The sequence below is a fragment of the Pelomonas sp. CA6 genome (genome assembly GCF_022549225.1).
GTDB lineage: Bacteria > Pseudomonadota > Gammaproteobacteria > Burkholderiales > Burkholderiaceae_C > Roseateles.
In genome coordinates this window covers 149,756-165,967 of record NZ_JAKZFD010000007.1, presented here as the reverse complement: position 1 = coordinate 165,967, position 16,212 = coordinate 149,756, and the positions used below count along the sequence as shown (strand labels likewise).

Sequence of the window (16,212 nt, the reverse complement as noted above, 5' to 3'; positions counted from 1 at the left end):
GACGTTCTGATCCCTTTTGATTCATGGCGTTTCCCCAACAACTGACCGACAGCGCGATTCCTGGACCCCACCGGAACTGCCGCCGCTGCCTTGCGGTACCGGACCCCTCGTCCACCCCATCGCGTCCCCGCTCTCGAGGACCCGACTGACCCATCTGGGTGATGCGCCATGTGCCTTGACTGCTGTCAGAGACACAGGGATAGCGATTTAGGGTGGCACTCTAGGCAGCGCCGCCAAGCCGCTGACGGAATGTCACGACCGGTAGATTTGTTGCACCGACATGCACTTTGAAATCACCAAGTCGCAGCTTCTTTCGCCGGCCCCGCCCCCGGACTGGGGGACCTTGCCCCATGGGCGGAGGGACAGAACGAGGGGAGGTTGGGAGGCCCACCCTTGCGGCCCGAACCCAAGTCCGGCGCCAGGTCCATGAGTGAAGAACCGGGGGCCACACCCGGTATTTCCCCCCCTCATCAGGGGCGCTTTGCCGTTAGCCTCAAGGGCAACGGGGCCGCCCCGGTCGACTTGCCCGGAGGCACTCCGAGAGCAGCCATGCCAAGGACCATATGACGTCGAATGAACCGCCACCGTCTAGCGCGCATCCGCTGCAGGTGCTGGCGATGGCCGCGGCCTACGCGCTGCTGGGCCTGCTGGCGCTGCGGCTCACCATCCCTCCTGATTACGCGGCGCCGGTCTATCCGCCCGCCGGGCTGGCACTCGCCGCCGTGCTCTGTCTGGGACCGCGCATGCTGGCCGGCGTGGCGCTGGGGGCCTTCACCGTCAATGTGCTGCTGGCCCTGGAGCGTGGCCACGTCGCGGTTCTCAGCCCGGCATTGATCGCGCTGGGCGCGACCCTGCAGGCAGGGCTGGGGGCGGCGTGGGTGCGCCGCCTGGTCAGTCAGCCGCTGACGCTGACCGATCCGGCGGACCTGCTGCGGTTCTTCCTGGCCGGCGCGGGGCCGGTCTGCCTGCTCAGTCCCACCTTGTCTGTGGCCGGCCTGTGGCTGACCGGTGCGATCGGTCCCGAGCGCGTGCTGACGCATTGGCTGCAATGGTGGGGAGGCGACACCATGGGCGTGCTGCTGGGAACCCCCATCGCGCTGACGCTGCTGGCGCAGCCGCGCAGCGTCTGGGCGCCGCGGCGTTTCAGCGTCGCCCTGCCCCTGCTGCTGGCGAGCCTGCTGCTGGTCCTCGCCACGCGCTACGTCATGCAAAGCGAGCACGAACGGGCACGCCATGCCTTCGACCGCGACGCCGGCCACCTGCTGAACCTGATGGAGGTCGAGCTGCGGCGTCCCCTGGCACTGCTGGATGCCACGCAGGGCCTGATGATGGTGGCGCCAGACCTGGGCAGCGCCGCCTTCCGCCGCGTCAGCGAATCACGGCTGTCGGGCAGCGAGGCCGTCATCGCGGTCGGCTGGGCGGAGCGCGTCCCGGTCGGGCAGCGCGAAGGCTTCGAACAGGCGGCCCGGCAAGACGGGCTGGCGGACTTCCACGTCCACGACCGTGGGCGTCCCGGCGACTTTCAGCCGCCTGCGACCGAGGACGCCCTGGCGATACGCCTGATATGGCCTCTGCCTCTGAATGCCGGCGCGTTGGGGGTCAATGTGCGCAGCGTCCCGGTGGCCCGAGACGCGCAGGACCGCGCACTCGCAAGCGGCCTGCCCGAGGCGAGTGCCGGCTTTCCGCTCAGTCAGGACCAGGGGCCCGTGCATGGCGTGGTGATCTATCGGGCGGTCCGCCCCGCACTGACCGACAGCCCCGGCACCGCCCCGCTGGGGCTGGCCTTCGTGGCCCTGCGTCCTGGGCTGCTGCTGGACAAGGTACGCGACCACCCGGAACGCGGCAGCACACCGCTGCGCTACTGCCTGACGGACCTGGACCCCGGCCAACAAGCGCAACCGCTGGCGGGGGACCCGGGTTGCGAACGGCTGGACGAGGGCCATCTGCAGATGTCACGCCGCCTCGCCTATGCAGGTCGGCAATGGTCGCTGCGCGTGTACACGCAGCAGGCGCTGCAGACCGGGGCCAGCGCGGCCGGGCTGGCCTTCGCTATCGCCGGGCTGCTGTGCATCGCGCTGCTGGGCATGCTGCTGCTGAGCATCAGCGGCCGGGCGGCACGCGTCGCCGAGCTGGTGCGCCAGCGCACCGCCCAGCTGCAGCAGGAGATGACCGCGCGCGAGCAGGCCACGCTGGCGCTGCGCGAGAGCGAGCAGCGCTTCCGCGGCATCGTGGAGCACGCCCCCGTGGGGGTGGTCTTCACCGATCTGCAACTGCACCCTCAGGAGACCAACCCCTATTTCTGCCGGCTGCTTGGCTACAGCGCCGACGAGCTGAAGCGGCTCACCATCACCGCGATCACCCACCCGGAGGACCGCGCCGGGGACCAGCCGTTGATCCAGCAGCTGCTGGACGGACGCATTGATCGCTACAGCCGGCTCAAGCGCTATCTCGCCAGGGACGGCCAGATCCGCCAGGTGCGGGTCACGGTCAGCCTGCTGCGCGACGCGCAGCAGCAGCCCTACCGGCTGGTGGGTGTGGTCGCCGACGTCAGCGAGGAGCTGAAGCGCCAGCAGGCCGACCGCGAGCGCACCAAGGCCGAAGCGGCCAGCCAGGCCAAGTCGGACTTCGTCTCGCGCATGAGCCACGAACTGCGAACCCCGCTGAACGCCATGCTGGGCTTCGCTCAGCTGCTGGACATGGACCGCAGCCAGCCGCTCAGCGAGCGCCAGCGCAACGCGGTGATGCACATCCAGCAGGCCGGCTGGCATCTGCTGGAGATGATCAACGACACCCTGGACCTGGCACGCATCGAGTCCGGCCAGTACCGCGTGGAGCCGGCCGCCCTGGACCTGACGGAGCAACTGCGCCAATGCCTGTCGCTGGTCGAAGCGGAGCGGGCCCAGCGAGGAGTCCAGGTTGCGCTGGAGGTCGCTCCGGACGCGACCGTGGTGCTCGCCGACCCGCTGCGGCTGCGCCAGGTGCTGACCAATCTGCTCAGCAACGCGATCAAGTACAACGTGGAGGGCGGCCGCGTCCATGTCGGCACGCGGCGGTCGGACGATGGCTCCGCCATCGAGGTCCGCGTGCGCGACACCGGACTCGGCATGACCCCGGAGCAGTTGGCCCAGCTGTTCCAGCCCTTCAACCGCCTGGGACGCGAGGACGGCCCGGTCCCCGGCACCGGCATCGGCCTGGTCATCGCGCAGCGACTTTGCGAGCTGATGGGCGGGCGGCTGGAGGTGTCCAGCACAGTGCAGGAAGGCACGGAGTTCACGCTTCGCCTGCCTCTGCCGGCGCAGGAAAGCGCTTCCCCAGGCACAATGGACGCTCAGCAATCGCGTTAGGAGCAGAGCGAGAAATGAGCAGCAAGGCCTTGGTCGAATCCGGTCCGCAGGCGTTGGTCCCCGCGGGAGCCGCAGCCTCGACCGACGTCGCCACCATGGATGAGCGTCAGGTGCTCAGCTTCCGGGTCGGCCCGGAGGAATACGGCATCGACATCCTCAAGGTCCAGGAGATCCGCTCCTATGAGCCGCCCACACGCATCGCCAACGCCCCGGCCTTCGTCAAGGGCGTGGTCAATCTGCGTGGCGTGATCGTCCCCATCGTCGACCTGCGCTTGCGCCTGGGATGCGAAGCCGAGATCAGCAGCTTCACCGTCGTGATCGTGCTGAACGTCCATTCGCGCGTGGTGGGCATGGTGGTGGACTCCGTGTCGGACGTGCTGACCCTGTCCGCCGGCGATGTGCGCCCGCCTCCTGAGCTGGGCGCGGCCCTGGACAGCCGCTACATCACCGGCCTGGGCAAGATCGGCGAGCGCATGCTGATCCTGCTGGACATCGAAGGCATGGTCGCCAGCCCCGACTTCGGCCTGGTGGACTGATCCTCTGCAGCAGCCTGTATTCACGGGCCTTCACAGGTTAGTAGATACAAACTAAAAATCTCGGAAACGCCGAAGTCTTCTTCAGATTTCAGCGATTAGCACTCCTCAATCAGGAGTGCTAATATTGTTGCGTCGTACCAAGTTGGTACGCAGGAGACCGAGAACCATGTCCCAAAGCCTTGCCTTGACCGTGCGTGATCCCTGGGCTCTGGTGCCCTCGCTGGGCAACCTGGACGCCTATATCTCGGCCGTGAACCGTGTGCCCCTGCTCACCCCCGAGGAAGAGCAGGACTACGCACGCCGCCTGCGTGAAAAGGGCGACCTGGATGCCGCCGGCCGTCTGGTGATGTCGCACCTGCGCCTGGTGGTCGCGATCTCGCGCCAATACCTGGGGTATGGCCTGCCGCAGGGCGACCTGATCCAGGAAGGCAACGTGGGCCTGATGAAGGCCGTCAAGCGCTTCGATCCCGACCAGGGTGTGCGCCTCGTGTCCTACGCGATGCACTGGATCAAGGCCGAAATCCACGAATACATCCTGCGCAACTGGCGCATGGTCAAGGTCGCGACGACCAAGGCCCAGCGCAAGCTCTTCTTCAACCTGCGCTCGATGAAGCACAGCCTGAAGGAAGACGCGTCCGACGATCAAAGCCACCGCAGCACCCTCAGCGAAGCCGAGCTGGAACAGGTCGCGGCGCAGCTGAAGGTCAAGCGCGAAGAGGTTCTGGAGATGGAGACCCGTCTCTCGGGCGGCGACGTGGCGCTGGAAGCCCCGAGCGACGACGACGGCGAGAGCTTCGCGCCCATTGCCTACCTGGCCGACGACTCGCAGGAACCCACGCGGGTGCTGGAGGCGCGCTCGCGCGATGCCCTGGCCGGCGAGGGACTGAAGCGCGCGCTCGACGTGCTGGACCCGCGCAGCCGTCGCATCGTCGAAGAGCGCTGGCTGAAGGTCAACGACGACGCCAGTGGCGGCATGACCCTGCATGAACTGGCCGCGGAGTACGGCGTCAGCGCCGAGCGCATCCGTCAGATCGAAGTCGCCGCGATGAAGAAGATGCGCAAGGCGCTCACCCCCGCCTGAGGGCTCTTTTCTGGCACGCGAGGGCGCCGGTCCCACGGCGCCCCAGGAACCGGGACGGCCGCGCGCCGTCCCTGGTTTTTAACCCGCCTCGGCGAGCAGCGTCTTGATGTCCGCCGTCAGCGCCTGTGCCCCGGCGCCATAGCGCGAGAACACGCGCACGCGGCCCTGGGTATCGAACAGGAAGCTGGCCGCGGTGTGGTCCATGGTGTAGCTGTCCGGCGTCTTGCCCGGTACCTTGGCGTAATAGACCTTGAACTCCTTGGCCACCTCCTTGAGCTGGTCCGGGCTGCCGCGCAGCGCGATGAAGCTTTCGTCGAAGCTGGCGAGATAGGGCTTCAACAGCTCTGGCGTGTCGCGCTCGGGGTCCACGGTGATGAACACCCCCTGCACCTTGTCGCCCTGCGGCCCCAGCGCCTTCTTGACCTGGGCCAGCTCCATCAGCGTCGTCGGGCAGACATCGGGGCACTGCGTGAAGCCAAAGAACACCACCACCACCTTGCCCTTGAAATCGGCAAGGCTGCGCAGCTGCCCATCCTGATCGGGCAGGCTGAAGCCGCGCGCATAGGCGGCCCCGCTCAGGTCCACGCCCTGGAAGGAGGCGCTGGGCGTGGCGGCCTTGTCGCAAGCGGTCAGAAGGGCCGCCGCCCCCAGCGCGGCCAGCAGCAGTCGTCGAGTCGTCATCTCACATCCAGGGAAGCAGGTAGTGGTCCAGCAGCAGCGCGGCGAACAGCAGCGCCAGATGCCAGATCGAAAAACGGAAGGTGGCTCGCGCCAATTCGTCGGAATAGCTGCGCCACAGCCGCCAAGCGTAATGACAGAAGCGCAACCCCAGCCCCAGCGCGGCGGCCAGGTAGATCCAGCCGCTCATGCCGGTCAGAAAGGGTAGCAGGGTCGCGGCCAGCAGCACCCAGGTGTAGAGCATGACCTGCAGCCGCGTGTACTCGTTGCCATGGGTCACGGGCAGCATGGGCAGGCCGGCCTTGCGGTAATCCTCGCTGCGGTAGAGCGCCAGCGCCCAGAAGTGCGGCGGCGTCCACAGGAAGATGATCAGGCACAGCAGCCAAGCCTCGGGCCCCAGGTCGCCGCGCACCGCGGCCCAGCCCAGCACTGGCGGCATCGCGCCGGACGCCCCGCCGATCACGATGTTCTGCGGCGTCATGGGCTTGAGCACCACGGTGTAGATCACCGCATAGCCGACAAAGGTGGCGAAGGTCAGCCACATGGTCAGCGCATTCACCTCCCACAGCAACAGCAGCATGCCCAGCCCGCACAGCACGCCGGAGAACAGCAGCGTCTGCACGCGGCTGAGCTCGCCCTTGGCTGTCGCGCGCCAGGCGGTGCGCTTCATGCGCGCGTCGATCTCCTGCTCGATCAGGCAGTTAAAAGCCGCGGCCGCGCCGGCCACCAACCAGATGCCCACGGTGGCCGCGAGCATCACGCGCCATTGCTGGAGACTGGGCCAACCGGGGATGGCCAGCGCCATGCCAATCACGGCGCAAAAGACGATCAGCTGCACCACACGCGGCTTGGTGAGCTGGTAGTACTGCTGCCAGCGCGAGGCGCGCGGGGCGGTCATTGCGGGAGGATTCATGACATCGAACGGATCGGTTGCACGGCGCCGCGGCTGGTGGCCGCCGACGTCGCCGGGCGCGCCTGTCGCAGCCGCGCCAGTAGGAAACTCAGAAGGGTCAGCAAGGCCGCGGCTCCGCCGGTATGGGCCAGCGCCGCGACCAGCGGCCAGTCCAGCACGACGTTGGACAGCCCGGACAGCAGCTGCCAGGCCGCCACGGCCAGCAGCCGCCCCGCCCAGCGCCGGCCTTCGACGCCGCCCTGGCGCCACAACCCGGCCGCCAGGCCCAGCAAGGCCGTAAGCACAAGCAGCGCGCCGAGGCGGTGGACCATGTGAATGGCCGTCAGCGCAGCAAACGGCAGGAAGCCGCCATCCCGCCCCGCGCCCAACGGGCGCCACAGCGTGAAGCCGTGCGCGAAGTCCATCGCCGGCCACCATTGCCCCTGGCAGGTGGGGAAGTCGCTGCAGGCCAGCACGGCGTAGTTGGTGCTGACCCAGCCGCCCAGCGCCACCTGCGCCAGGCACAGGCCCCAGACCGCCCATGCCGCCAGACGCAGTCGCGCCGAGGCGGCCAGCGGCTGCGGCGCATAGCCCTGGGCCTGCCAGGCCAGCAGCATCAGCAGCCCCATGCCGCCCAGCAGGTGCAGGGTGACGATGGCGGGGAAAAGCTTCATCGTCACCGTCAGCGCGCCGAACAGGCCCTGCACCAAGACCCAGACCAGCGAGACGGTGGCCCACCAGGGCGACACCGGCAGGGCCTTGCGCGCCCTCCAGCTCAGCAGCGCGAGCACCAGGATCAGGAAGCCCACGGCACTGGCCAGGTAGCGGTGGATCATCTCCACCCAGGCCTTGCCATGGGTGACCGGGCCGGTGGGCATGGCACTCTGCGCCGCGTGGATCTCGTCGCGCGCGCCCAGCGGCGATGCGCTGCCATAGCAGCCCGGCCAGTCCGGGCAGCCCAAACCGGAGTCGGTCAGGCGCGTGAAGGCGCCGAACACGACCAGGTCGAAGGTCAGGAACAAGGTCAGCAACGTGAGCGCGCGCAGCCGCCGGGGCAGCGGCGCGCCGCGCTCGCGCAGCCGCCACCACAGCAGCGGCCCGCCGCCCAGCAGCGCGCCCAGCACCAGCAGCCGCAGCAGGGGGTCGAAGTCAAAGCCGTTCATCGCGGGTCATGCATGGGCGAGGCGCTCAGCGCCCCGGCCGGTCCCAGCCGGCATTGGCCTTGATCAGGCGGTCCAGGTCTTTCTTGAAGCGGCTGGGGTCGGGCGCCGCCGGCGAGCGCATCATCCAGCGCCCCAGCGGATCGACCAGAAACAGGTGCTCGCCGTAGGCGTGGCCCGTCTCGGGCTTGAGCCAGCCCTGCAGCGCCTCGCGCGGCACGCGCAGCAGCGTGGGCGCGACGCCCTGGTCCAGCGCCTTCAGTAGTTCGGGACGCAGCGGTGCGTCATCGGGGATGAGCCAGAGCTTATCCAGCTTGTCGCGCTCCTTGCCCAGCATGTCGCGCAGCTGGCGCTGCATGAAGAGCATGCGCTCGCAGGCCGTGTCGCAGGCGCCGTCCTGCACCGTGATCAGCAGCCATTGGCCCTTCAGCGACGAGGCGGCCACGGGCCGGCCCTGCAGGTCGCGCAGCGGCAGCTCTGCGGGCAGCTCGACGGCGGGCTGAATCAGCTCGCTGTAGGCGCTGCCATGCGGCTTGAGCACGTAAAAGCTGTAGTAGGACGCGATCACCGGCGCCGCGCAGACCGCGATCACCAGCCACATCTGCAGCAGCGAACGCCGCGGGCTGCCGGACGAAGGCAGGCTATGAACGGTCATGGACAGTGCGTCGGGCACGTCGTCTCGGGAGGAGGTGTTGGAACCAGACATAGAGACCCAGGATCAGCGCGGCCAGCGCAAACCATTGAACGGCATAGCCGTAGTGTTTGTGGATGTCGACGGTGGGGGCGGGCCAGTCGCGCCGCAGACCGTCACCGGCCGTGTCGGTCTGCAGCAGGACCAGCGGCACCAGCCTGAGTCCCGTCTCGGACCCAAAGGCGGCCAAGTCCAGATTCTGCCGGATCGGACCGCCCTGCCCCGCACCCAGCTCGAACAACCGCGACGGGGCAGCGGCCAAGCGCCCGGCAATGCGTTGTTCGCCCGGTGGCGTCGACAGCGGCGGCAGCGCGCTGCGGTCGGCGGCGTTGCGCGGCGCCCAGCCGCGCTGGACCAGGATGGCGTCGGAGCGCCCGCTCAGACGCAGCGGCGTCACGACGATGAAACCGACGCGCCCGTCCATCGGCCGGTTGTCCAGCCAGACGCTGCGCTCGGCCACCCACTGCCCTTGCAGTTGCGCGGCGCGATGCACCTCGCCAGCCTCGCCGCGTAGCGCGGCATTGTCCAGCGCCGGCCTCTCGGCCTGCCGCGCGATGGCCTGCTGCAGTGCCCGCTTCTGCGCCGCGCGGTCGAGCTGCCACAAGCCCAGGCTCGCGGTCAGCGCGCTGCCCAGCAGCGCAGCGACCAGGATCCACCGGCGACGTCCCTGCTCAGTCATTGGCGGTGAAATAATCGATGCCCATGAAGATCCTCATGATCCTGGCCCTGCTGGCGATTCTCGGCGCGCTGGCGGCGGCCGGCCTGTTCATGCTCAAGCGCGGCTCGCGCCAGGGCCACATGGCCCGTGCGCTGGGGCTGCGCGTGGCGCTGTCCATCGCCCTCTTCCTGTTCGTGCTGTTGAGTTACTGGATGGGCTGGATCAAGCCTTCGGGCATCCCGGTCGGCCAGTAGCCCCGCCTGTGTCGCGCAACGGCCCGGGCCGTTGCGCCAACGAAAAGCGCCGCGGGATGCGGCGCTTTTGCGTCGTCGCATGGCGGCGGGCGAACCCGCTGCCCGCCCGCACTCACATCCAGTAGACGACGATGTACAGGCCCAGCCAGACCACGTCGACGAAGTGCCAGTACCAGGCCGCACCTTCGAAGCCGAAATGGCGTTCGGGCGTGAAGTGGCCCTTCATCAGGCGCAGCGTGATGAACAGCAGCATCAGCATGCCGACGAACACGTGGAAGCCGTGGAAGCCGGTCAGCATGAAGAAGGTCGAACCATAGATGCCGGAACTCAGCTTCAGGTTCAGGTCCTTGTAGGCATGCGCGTACTCATAGCCCTGAAAGCCGAGGAAGACGATGCCCAGCAGCACGGTGAGCCACATGAAGGCGATGGTCTTGCCGCGGTTGCCGGCGATCAGCGCGTGATGGGCGATGGTCAGCGTGACGCCCGAGGTCAGCAGCAGCGCCGTGTTGATCGTCGGGATGGGCCAGGGGCCCATGATCTGGAAGGGCTCCACGGTGCCGGCCGGCGACGCGGTCATGCCGGCCGCCTGGCTGGGCCACAGGGCCTTGAAATCGGGCCACAGCAGCGCGTTGTCCAGGCTGCCCAGCGCGGGCACCGCATGGGCACGCGCCCAGTACAGCGCGCCGAAGAACGCGGCGAAGAACATCACCTCCGAGAAGATGAACCAGCCCATGCTCCAGCGGTAGGAGACGTCGATGCGGTCGCTGTAGAGGCCGCCTTCGCTTTCGCGGATCGCGTCGCCGAACCACTGCTTGAGCACAAAGGCCCACCACAGCAGGCCGAACAGCAAGGAGTAAGCCCCCCAGCCATGGCCGTTGATCCATTGGCCCGCGCCCAGGATCACCCAGAACAGCCCGAACGCGGCCATCACCGGGTGCCGGGACGGTCCGGGCACGAAGTAGTAGGGAGTCTTCCCGTGGGTCGTCGCTGCCGACATGCCTGTTCTCCTCGAACTCAAACGTTCGCGTTGATTCGTTCTGTCAAATAAATGGGGCGGCCACCGCGTCAGGCGGCGGCACCGCTCGCAATCACCCAGTTCACCAACAACACCAGCGCCAGCACGAACAGCGCGGCGGCCAGCACCCCGGCGATGATCACGTGCACGGGGTTGAGCTGCGCGATGTCCTTCTCGTAGCCCGCGCCCTTGCGCACGCCGAAGAAGGACCACGCCACGGCGCGCAGCGTGCCCAGGAAAGAGCCCTTGCGGGCCACCGCCTGGCGCAAATCCTCGCCCGGCTTCAGGTCCCGATTGCTGCTCAAAGCACCCCCTTCGCCGGCGCCGCCGCGGCCTGCTTCTTGCCCGCCACCTCGAAGAAGGTGTAGGACAAAGTGATGGTCTTGACGTCGCGCGGCAGCTTGGGGTCGATCACGAAGACCACCGGCCACTGCTTGCGCTCGCCCGGCGCCAGCGTGTACTCGTTGAAGCAGAAGCACTCCAGCTTGTTGAAGTGCGCGGTCGCCTGCTTGGGGGCATAGCTGGGGATGGCCTGGGCCGACATGGTGCGTGACTGCACATTGCGGAACTCGTACATCACCGTGGTCAGCTCGCCCGGATGGACCTCCAGGTGGCTCACCGCCGGCTTGAAGTCCCAGGGGCCGCGGGCATTGGCGTCGAACTCCACGGTGATCTTGCGGCTGGTGTCGATCTGGGTGTTCTTCAGATCGTCCTTGCGGACCACGTGCTGGCGCTCGCTCAGCGACAGCACGTTGATGCCCAGCGCCGTGCACACCGCCCGGTAGAGCGGCACCAGCGCATAGCCGAAGCCGAACATCAGCGCGGTCACGACGACCAGCTTGCCGACCATGCGCAGGTTGTCCCTGCGCAAGCCCTTGGACATCCAGCCGCTCATCCGGCCCTCTCCTCAGGCGCCCAGGAAGGCGATCTTGACCACGAAGCCCACCGCGAACGCGGCGGCCACGCTGGCCAGGACCAGCGCCAGGCGCAGATTGCTCCTGCGTTGCTCGGGGGTGGTGCTGCTGCTCATGCCAGACCTCAGCCGATCACCCGGGTGGCGGTGGCGTCCAGCTTGGGCGGGGTTTCATAGGTGTGGAAGGGCGCCGGCGACGGCACTTCCCACTCCAGGCCCTCGGCCGCTTCCCAGGGCTTCTGCGGCGCGGGCTTGCCCTTGCCACGCATCATCGGGACGACGATGGCCAGGAAGAAGAACACCTGCATCAAGCCGAAGCCGAAGGCACCGATCGACGCGATCGCGTTGAAGTCGGCGAACTGCAGCGAGTAGTCGGCATAGCGGCGCGGCATGCCAGCCAAGCCCAGGAAGTGCATCGGGAAGAAGGTGACGTTGAAGAAGATCAGCGACCCCCAGAAGTGCACCTTGCCCAGGAACTCGTTGTACATCACGCCGGTCCACTTCGGACCCCAGTAGTACACACCGGCGAACAGCGCATACAGCGAGCCGGCCACCAGCACGTAGTGGAAGTGGGCCACGACGTAATAGGTGTCCTGGATCTGGATGTCGATCGGCGCCATCGCGCAGATCAAGCCCGTGAAGCCACCCATCGTGAACACGAAGATGAAGCCGATGGCCCACAGCATCGGGACCTCGAAGGTCATCGAACCGCGCCACATCGTCGCCAGCCAGTTGAAGATCTTCACGCCGGTGGGCACCGCGATCAGCATGGTCGCGTACATGAAGAACAGCTGGCCCGTCACCGGCATGCCAGTGGCGAACATGTGGTGGGCCCACACGATGAACGACAGGATCGCGATAGAGGCCGTGGCGTACACCATGGAGGCGTAGCCGAACAGCTTCTTGCGCGCGAAGGCCGGCACGATCTGGCTGATGATGCCGAAGGCCGGCAGGATCATGATGTAGACCTCGGGGTGACCGAAGAACCAGAAGATGTGCTGGTACATCACCGGGTCGCCGCCGCCAGCAGGGCTGAAGAAGCTGGTGCCGAAGTGGCGGTCGGTCAGCGTCATCGTGATCGCGCCGGCCAGCACGGGCATCACCGCGATCAGCAGGTAGGCGGTGATCAGCCAGGTCCACGCGAACATGGGCATCTTCATCAGCGTCATGCCCGGCGCGCGCATGTTCAGGATGGTGACGATGATGTTGATCGAGCCCATGATGGACGAGGCGCCCAGGATGTGCATCGCGAAAATGCCCGCATCCATGGACGGGCCCATCTGCAGCGTCAGCGGCGCGTAGAGCGTCCAGCCCGCGGCTGGGGCGCCGCCGGGCATGAAGAACGAGGCCACCAGCATGATGGCCGCGGGGATCATCAGCCAGAAGCTGAAGTTGTTCATGCGCGCGAAGGCCATGTCCGACGCGCCGATCTGCAGCGGGATCATCCAGTTCGCGAAGCCCACGAAGGCCGGCATGATCGCGCCGAACACCATGATCAGACCATGCATGGTCGTGAACTGGTTGAACTGCTCGGGATTGAAGAACTGAAGCCCCGGCTGGAACAGCTCGGCGCGGATCAGCAGCGCCAGCACGCCGCCGACCATCAGCATCGTGAACGCGAACAGCAGGTAGAGCGTTCCGATGTCCTTGTGGTTGGTGGCGAACACCCAGCGACGCCAGCCCGAGGGCGCATGGTGGTGGTCATCATGACCGTGACCATGGCCATGAACGTCATGACCGTGAGGGTCGAGCACAGCACTCATATCGATTCCTTGTTTGACGTCCTGGGTTTACTTGCGGGCGGCCACGATCTCGGCGGGCTGCACGACCTGGCCCGTCTTGTTGGACCAGCTGTTCTTGGTGTAGGTGATCACCGCGGCGATCTCGGTGTCGCTGAGCTGCTTCCACGACGGCATCGCCCCATTGGCGCGCCCCTTCAGGAGCACGTCAACCTGCTCACCATGGTTGTCGGACAGCACAATGGCCGAGCCATCCAGCGGCTTGATCGGGCCCGCGCCCTTGCCGTCGGGCCGGTGGCAGGCGGCGCAGTTGGCGTTGTAGACCTTCTCGCCGCGGGCGATCAGCTCTTCCAGCTTCCATTCCTTGGTCGGATCGTCGGCCTTGGCGGCCATCTTCTTCTTTTCGCCCGCGACCCAGGCGCTGTAATCGGCGGCCGACAGCACCTTCACATGGATGGGCATGTAGGCGTGCTCCTTGCCGCACAGCTCCGCGCATTGGCCATAGAAGTCGCCAACCTGCTCGGCCTTGAACCAGGTGTCGCGCACGAAGCCCGGGATCGCGTCCTGCTTGACGCCGAAGGCCGGCACCATCCAGGCGTGGATCACGTCGTTGGCCGTCGTGATGATGCGCACCTTCTTGCCCACCGGCACGACCAGCGGGTTGTCCACCTTCAGCAGGTAGTTGTCGATCTGCGCCGGCTTGCCCGAATCGGACATCGCGCGGTGGGAGGCATCCAGCGTGGACAGGAAGCCGATGCCCTCGCCCTCGCCCTTCAGGTAGTCATAGCCCCATTTCCACTGATAGCCGGTGGCCTTGATCGTGAGATCGGCGTTGGTCGTGTCCTTCATCGCGACCACCACCTTGGTCGCCGGCAGCGCCATCAGGATCACGATGATGAAGGGCACCACGGTCCAGGCGATTTCCACCTTGACGCTCTCGTGGAAGTTCGCCGGCTTGGCGCCCTTGGACTTGCGGTGCTTGAAGATGGAATAGAACATCACGCCGAACACGGCGACGAAGATGCCCAGGCAGATGACCAGCATCATGTTGTGCAGCCAGATCTGCTCGCTGGCGATCTTGGTCACCGGCGGATGCAGGTTGATCTGGTTGACCGCGGGGCCACCCGGCAGATCGTTCACCGCCAGTGCCGCATGGCTGGCAAGAAGGGTGCAAAGGGCCAGCGCCCCTTGACCGATTCGGCGGCCCAGCGGATGCACTTGTGCGTTCATCTTCGTCATGGTCGTCACTCTTGTTCCAATCTTTCCAGGCAAGAACAGACCCCATGCTAGGTGGCCTGTTGCATCCGTGCTATTCGCAGCAGCCCTGAGTATTGCGCTTGATGTTGCGCAAAGCGCGCAGACGCGGCTTGGGCTAGGCTGTCTCCAGTTCTTTTTGGGCGGAGTTTAGCCCAGGCCCGCGTTCGCCCGCGGCCTGGGCTGTGGCCTTTGCGCGTCGCTGCCGCCCTCCCGGCGGCAGGAAATTCCCGAGGGGTCAGGTCTTGTCGGACGGGCGGCGCACCATCGCGCGCATCTGGTCCAGCGACACCGAAGTCTCGGGCTGGACCTTGAGCCGGGGCTGCGCCTTGAAGGCGTGCCCATACACCAGCTCCAGCGTCATCGCCAGCCGGCCATCCGCGCCGCGCAGGGTTTCCAGCGCCGCCAGCAGACGCCCATGCCAGCGCGGGGTGCGCAGACCGGCGTGGCGACCCGGCGCCAGGTTGCCGCCCAGCGCGCGCAGGTCGCGCAGCAGGTCCTCGGCGCGCCCCCAGGTCAGGCGCACATGCTCCTGATCCATCACCGGATCGGCAAAGCCCGCCTGCACCAGCAGATCGCCCAGATCATGCATGTCGGTCCATTGCGGAGCCGGGTCGCCCCACCCGGCCTGCTCGAACAGCGGGCGCAGCTCCACCAGGCTGTCGGGCCCCAGGCAGGAGAACATCAGGAAGCCGTCCACGGCCAGCGCCTGCTGCCAGCGCGACAGCAGCGCGGCCTTGTCGGCCTCGGCGTGCAGCTCCATGTTGGACCACAGCAGCTCGGCTTCTCCGGGCGGCGGCGCCGGCAGCACCTGCACGGTGGGCGCGCCGCGCAGCGAGCCCCACAACGCGCCCAGGCCCGGGCGGCGGTGCAGCGCGCCGGCACGCTCCAGCGCCAAGGGCCGGTGTTCCCACCACTGCTGGCGTGCCTGCGGATACAGGGCCCGCAGGCCCTCGTGTCCACCGCCCAGCAAGGCCGAGCTGAGCACGATGCGGCCGGGCTGGCGCCGGATCAGCGGCAAACGCTCCAGCATGCGCTGCGCCACGTCCTCGTGCAGCCAGGGCGCCTGCCCGGCCCGCGCCAGCCGGTCGCGCTGCAGCCGCGCCGCAACTGCGTCGACCGCGCGCGGATCGGCGCGCGAATCGCTCGGCGCGGAGGAGGACGGGGCGACAGGAGCGGAAGAGATGGGATTCGGGGCTTGCACGCGGGCATGCGGCGCGGATGCCGGCGCCCCGGAGTTCGGGGCCACCGGCCCGGCAGAAAGGCGGTCACCGGACATCGCGGAAGTATATTGGTCCATGCTTGGCCCTCGCCCGCCCAAGGTCGAACTGCCGACGGAATGCGCGGTCTGCCGCCGCTGGTCCGCCGCGCGTCTGTGCCCCGGCTGTCGGCAGCGCTTCGCGGCGCCGGCACCCCGCTGCCAGCGCTGCGCGCTGCGCATGCCGCCATCGGCTGGGCCCGTCTGTGGCCACTGCCTGACGGCGCCGCCGCCGCTGCAGGCCTGCGTCGCGGCACTGGACTACGACTTCCCCTGGGCCGCGCTGATCCAGCGCTACAAATTCCGTGCCGGGCTGGACCTGCTGCCGCTGTGGAGCCTGCTGCTGGACGAGGCGCTGCAGCGGCACACCGCGGCCGGCGTGGATGTGCTGATTCCCATCCCGCTAAGCCGCGAACGGCTGCGTGAGCGCGGCTTCAACCAGAGCCTGCAGCTCGCCCGCGCGCTCGCGCAGCGGCGACAATGCGCGCTGGCCCCCGAGGGCCTGCTGCGCGTCCGCCACACCGAGCAACAAGCCCGGCTGGCGCTGGACCAGCGGCCCGCCAACCTGCGCCATGCGTTCGCCGCGACGCAGGACTGGTCCGGGCAGCGCGTCGCACTGCTGGACGATGTGATGACCAGCGGCGCCACGCTGCACGAGGCCGCGCGCACCCTGCGGCGCGCCGGCGCGCGCGAGGTGCAGGCCTGGGTCCTGGCACGCACGCCCGACTGACATCCGACT

The 16,212-nt window shown here is 67.7% G+C and carries 17 protein-coding genes; 5 read left to right on the top strand and 12 right to left on the bottom strand.

Translation table 11 applies throughout. The features are described from left to right. Window positions 1-563 precede the first annotated feature (563 nt). The 3 genes from LZ017_RS13440 to rpoH all read left to right on the top strand — a co-directional run bounded on the left by LZ017_RS13440 (window position 564) and on the right by rpoH (window position 4,961). Window positions 564-3,344, top strand: coding sequence for an ATP-binding protein (locus LZ017_RS13440; RefSeq protein ID WP_241397352.1), 2,781 nt, complete (start codon window positions 564-566; stop codon window positions 3,342-3,344). Window positions 3,345-3,358: 14 nt separating this feature from the next. Further along, a complete protein-coding gene (locus tag LZ017_RS13435; protein WP_374109921.1) occupies window positions 3,359-3,880 on the top strand; it encodes a chemotaxis protein CheW in 522 nt (173 codons plus the stop codon). A gap of 166 nt (window positions 3,881-4,046) precedes the next feature. Continuing rightward, window positions 4,047-4,961, top strand: a complete 915-nt coding sequence (rpoH, locus tag LZ017_RS13430; RefSeq protein ID WP_241397348.1) for an RNA polymerase sigma factor RpoH — start codon at window positions 4,047-4,049, stop codon at window positions 4,959-4,961. 78 nt (window positions 4,962-5,039) lie between these two features. Here the strand turns inward: rpoH and LZ017_RS13425 are convergent, their stop codons facing one another. Genes LZ017_RS13425 through LZ017_RS13405 form a run of 5 tightly spaced genes read right to left on the bottom strand, consistent with a single transcriptional unit; the run spans window position 5,040 to window position 9,061 of the window. After that, window positions 5,040-5,642: an SCO family protein gene (locus LZ017_RS13425; protein ID WP_241397347.1), complete on the bottom strand. Its 603-nt coding sequence runs from the start codon at window positions 5,640-5,642 to the stop codon at window positions 5,040-5,042. A 1-nt stretch (window position 5,643) separates the two neighbouring features. Then, window positions 5,644-6,552 carry a heme o synthase gene (gene cyoE, locus LZ017_RS13420; protein WP_241397344.1) on the bottom strand — a complete coding sequence of 303 codons (909 nt, stop codon included), beginning with the start codon at window positions 6,550-6,552 and terminating at the stop codon, window positions 5,644-5,646. Continuing rightward, window positions 6,549-7,694, bottom strand: a complete 1,146-nt coding sequence (locus tag LZ017_RS13415) for a heme A synthase (protein ID WP_241397340.1) — start codon at window positions 7,692-7,694, stop codon at window positions 6,549-6,551. The genes cyoE and LZ017_RS13415 overlap by 4 nt, the downstream gene beginning before the upstream one ends. Before the next feature lie 25 nt (window positions 7,695-7,719). Continuing rightward, window positions 7,720-8,346 (bottom strand): hypothetical protein, encoded by a 627-nt coding sequence (locus LZ017_RS13410; protein ID WP_241397339.1) that lies wholly within the window; start codon window positions 8,344-8,346, stop codon window positions 7,720-7,722. Next, complete coding sequence (locus tag LZ017_RS13405) at window positions 8,333-9,061, bottom strand: SURF1 family protein (protein WP_241397337.1); 729 nt, start codon at window positions 9,059-9,061, stop codon at window positions 8,333-8,335. Before LZ017_RS13405 ends, LZ017_RS13410 begins: the two co-directional genes overlap by 14 nt. Window positions 9,062-9,084: 23 nt before the next feature. Here LZ017_RS13405 and LZ017_RS13400 point away from each other — a divergent pair, with 23 nt between their 5' ends. Further along, window positions 9,085-9,294 carry a DUF2909 domain-containing protein gene (locus LZ017_RS13400; protein WP_241397336.1) on the top strand — a complete coding sequence of 70 codons (210 nt, stop codon included), beginning with the start codon at window positions 9,085-9,087 and terminating at the stop codon, window positions 9,292-9,294. A gap of 112 nt (window positions 9,295-9,406) precedes the next feature. Here the strand turns inward: LZ017_RS13400 and LZ017_RS13395 are convergent, their stop codons facing one another. The 7 genes from LZ017_RS13395 to LZ017_RS13365 all read right to left on the bottom strand — a co-directional run bounded on the left by LZ017_RS13395 (window position 9,407) and on the right by LZ017_RS13365 (window position 15,419). Beyond that, window positions 9,407-10,291, bottom strand: coding sequence for a cytochrome c oxidase subunit 3 (locus LZ017_RS13395; RefSeq protein ID WP_241397334.1), 885 nt, complete (start codon window positions 10,289-10,291; stop codon window positions 9,407-9,409). Between the two features lie 68 nt (window positions 10,292-10,359). Then, on the bottom strand, window positions 10,360-10,614 hold the full coding sequence (locus tag LZ017_RS13390) for a DUF2970 domain-containing protein (RefSeq protein WP_241397332.1): 255 nt from the start codon (window positions 10,612-10,614) through the stop codon (window positions 10,360-10,362). Then, the gene (locus tag LZ017_RS13385; RefSeq protein ID WP_374109920.1) at window positions 10,611-11,204 is read right to left on the bottom strand and encodes a cytochrome c oxidase assembly protein; all 594 of its coding nucleotides are present in this window, start codon (window positions 11,202-11,204) and stop codon (window positions 10,611-10,613) included. Before LZ017_RS13385 ends, LZ017_RS13390 begins: the two co-directional genes overlap by 4 nt. Window positions 11,205-11,216: 12 nt before the next feature. Next, window positions 11,217-11,339, bottom strand: a complete 123-nt coding sequence (locus LZ017_RS13380) for a cytochrome oxidase small assembly protein (protein ID WP_241397330.1) — start codon at window positions 11,337-11,339, stop codon at window positions 11,217-11,219. Between the two features lie 8 nt (window positions 11,340-11,347). Further along, window positions 11,348-12,985 carry a cytochrome c oxidase subunit I gene (gene ctaD / locus LZ017_RS13375; RefSeq protein WP_241397329.1) on the bottom strand — a complete coding sequence of 546 codons (1,638 nt, stop codon included), beginning with the start codon at window positions 12,983-12,985 and terminating at the stop codon, window positions 11,348-11,350. Window positions 12,986-13,012: 27 nt separating this feature from the next. Next, the gene (coxB, locus tag LZ017_RS13370) at window positions 13,013-14,200 is read right to left on the bottom strand and encodes a cytochrome c oxidase subunit II (protein WP_241397327.1); all 1,188 of its coding nucleotides are present in this window, start codon (window positions 14,198-14,200) and stop codon (window positions 13,013-13,015) included. 253 nt (window positions 14,201-14,453) lie between these two features. Then, window positions 14,454-15,419 carry a biotin synthase gene (locus LZ017_RS13365; protein WP_241397325.1) on the bottom strand — a complete coding sequence of 322 codons (966 nt, stop codon included), beginning with the start codon at window positions 15,417-15,419 and terminating at the stop codon, window positions 14,454-14,456. 94 nt (window positions 15,420-15,513) lie between these two features. On the opposite strand from LZ017_RS13365, the gene LZ017_RS13360 reads away from it, so the two are divergent. Beyond that, window positions 15,514-16,203, top strand: a complete 690-nt coding sequence (locus LZ017_RS13360) for a ComF family protein (RefSeq protein ID WP_241397324.1) — start codon at window positions 15,514-15,516, stop codon at window positions 16,201-16,203. Window positions 16,204-16,212: the final 9 nt, after the last annotated feature.

Excerpts from the sequence above, each read along its gene's own strand:
- rpoH (WP_241397348.1), top strand. The coding sequence starts at position 4,047 with ATGTCCCAAAGCCTTGCCTTGACCGTGCGTGATCCCTGGGCTCTGGTG.
- cyoE (WP_241397344.1), bottom strand. The coding sequence starts at position 6,552 with ATGAATCCTCCCGCAATGACCGCCCCGCGCGCCTCGCGCTGGCAGCAG.
- LZ017_RS13425 (WP_241397347.1), bottom strand. The coding sequence starts at position 5,642 with ATGACGACTCGACGACTGCTGCTGGCCGCGCTGGGGGCGGCGGCCCTT.
- LZ017_RS13360 (WP_241397324.1), top strand. The coding sequence starts at position 15,514 with ATGCTTGGCCCTCGCCCGCCCAAGGTCGAACTGCCGACGGAATGCGCG.
- LZ017_RS13440 (WP_241397352.1), top strand. The coding sequence starts at position 564 with ATGACGTCGAATGAACCGCCACCGTCTAGCGCGCATCCGCTGCAGGTG.
- LZ017_RS13405 (WP_241397337.1), bottom strand. The coding sequence starts at position 9,061 with ATGACTGAGCAGGGACGTCGCCGGTGGATCCTGGTCGCTGCGCTGCTG.
- LZ017_RS13385 (WP_374109920.1), bottom strand. The coding sequence starts at position 11,204 with ATGAGCGGCTGGATGTCCAAGGGCTTGCGCAGGGACAACCTGCGCATG.
- coxB (WP_241397327.1), bottom strand. The coding sequence starts at position 14,200 with ATGACGAAGATGAACGCACAAGTGCATCCGCTGGGCCGCCGAATCGGT.
- ctaD (WP_241397329.1), bottom strand. The coding sequence starts at position 12,985 with ATGAGTGCTGTGCTCGACCCTCACGGTCATGACGTTCATGGCCATGGT.
- LZ017_RS13410 (WP_241397339.1), bottom strand. The coding sequence starts at position 8,346 with ATGACCGTTCATAGCCTGCCTTCGTCCGGCAGCCCGCGGCGTTCGCTG.
- LZ017_RS13435 (WP_374109921.1), top strand. The coding sequence starts at position 3,359 with ATGAGCAGCAAGGCCTTGGTCGAATCCGGTCCGCAGGCGTTGGTCCCC.
- LZ017_RS13380 (WP_241397330.1), bottom strand. The coding sequence starts at position 11,339 with ATGAGCAGCAGCACCACCCCCGAGCAACGCAGGAGCAATCTGCGCCTG.
- LZ017_RS13395 (WP_241397334.1), bottom strand. The coding sequence starts at position 10,291 with ATGTCGGCAGCGACGACCCACGGGAAGACTCCCTACTACTTCGTGCCC.
- LZ017_RS13400 (WP_241397336.1), top strand. The coding sequence starts at position 9,085 with ATGAAGATCCTCATGATCCTGGCCCTGCTGGCGATTCTCGGCGCGCTG.
- LZ017_RS13415 (WP_241397340.1), bottom strand. The coding sequence starts at position 7,694 with ATGAACGGCTTTGACTTCGACCCCCTGCTGCGGCTGCTGGTGCTGGGC.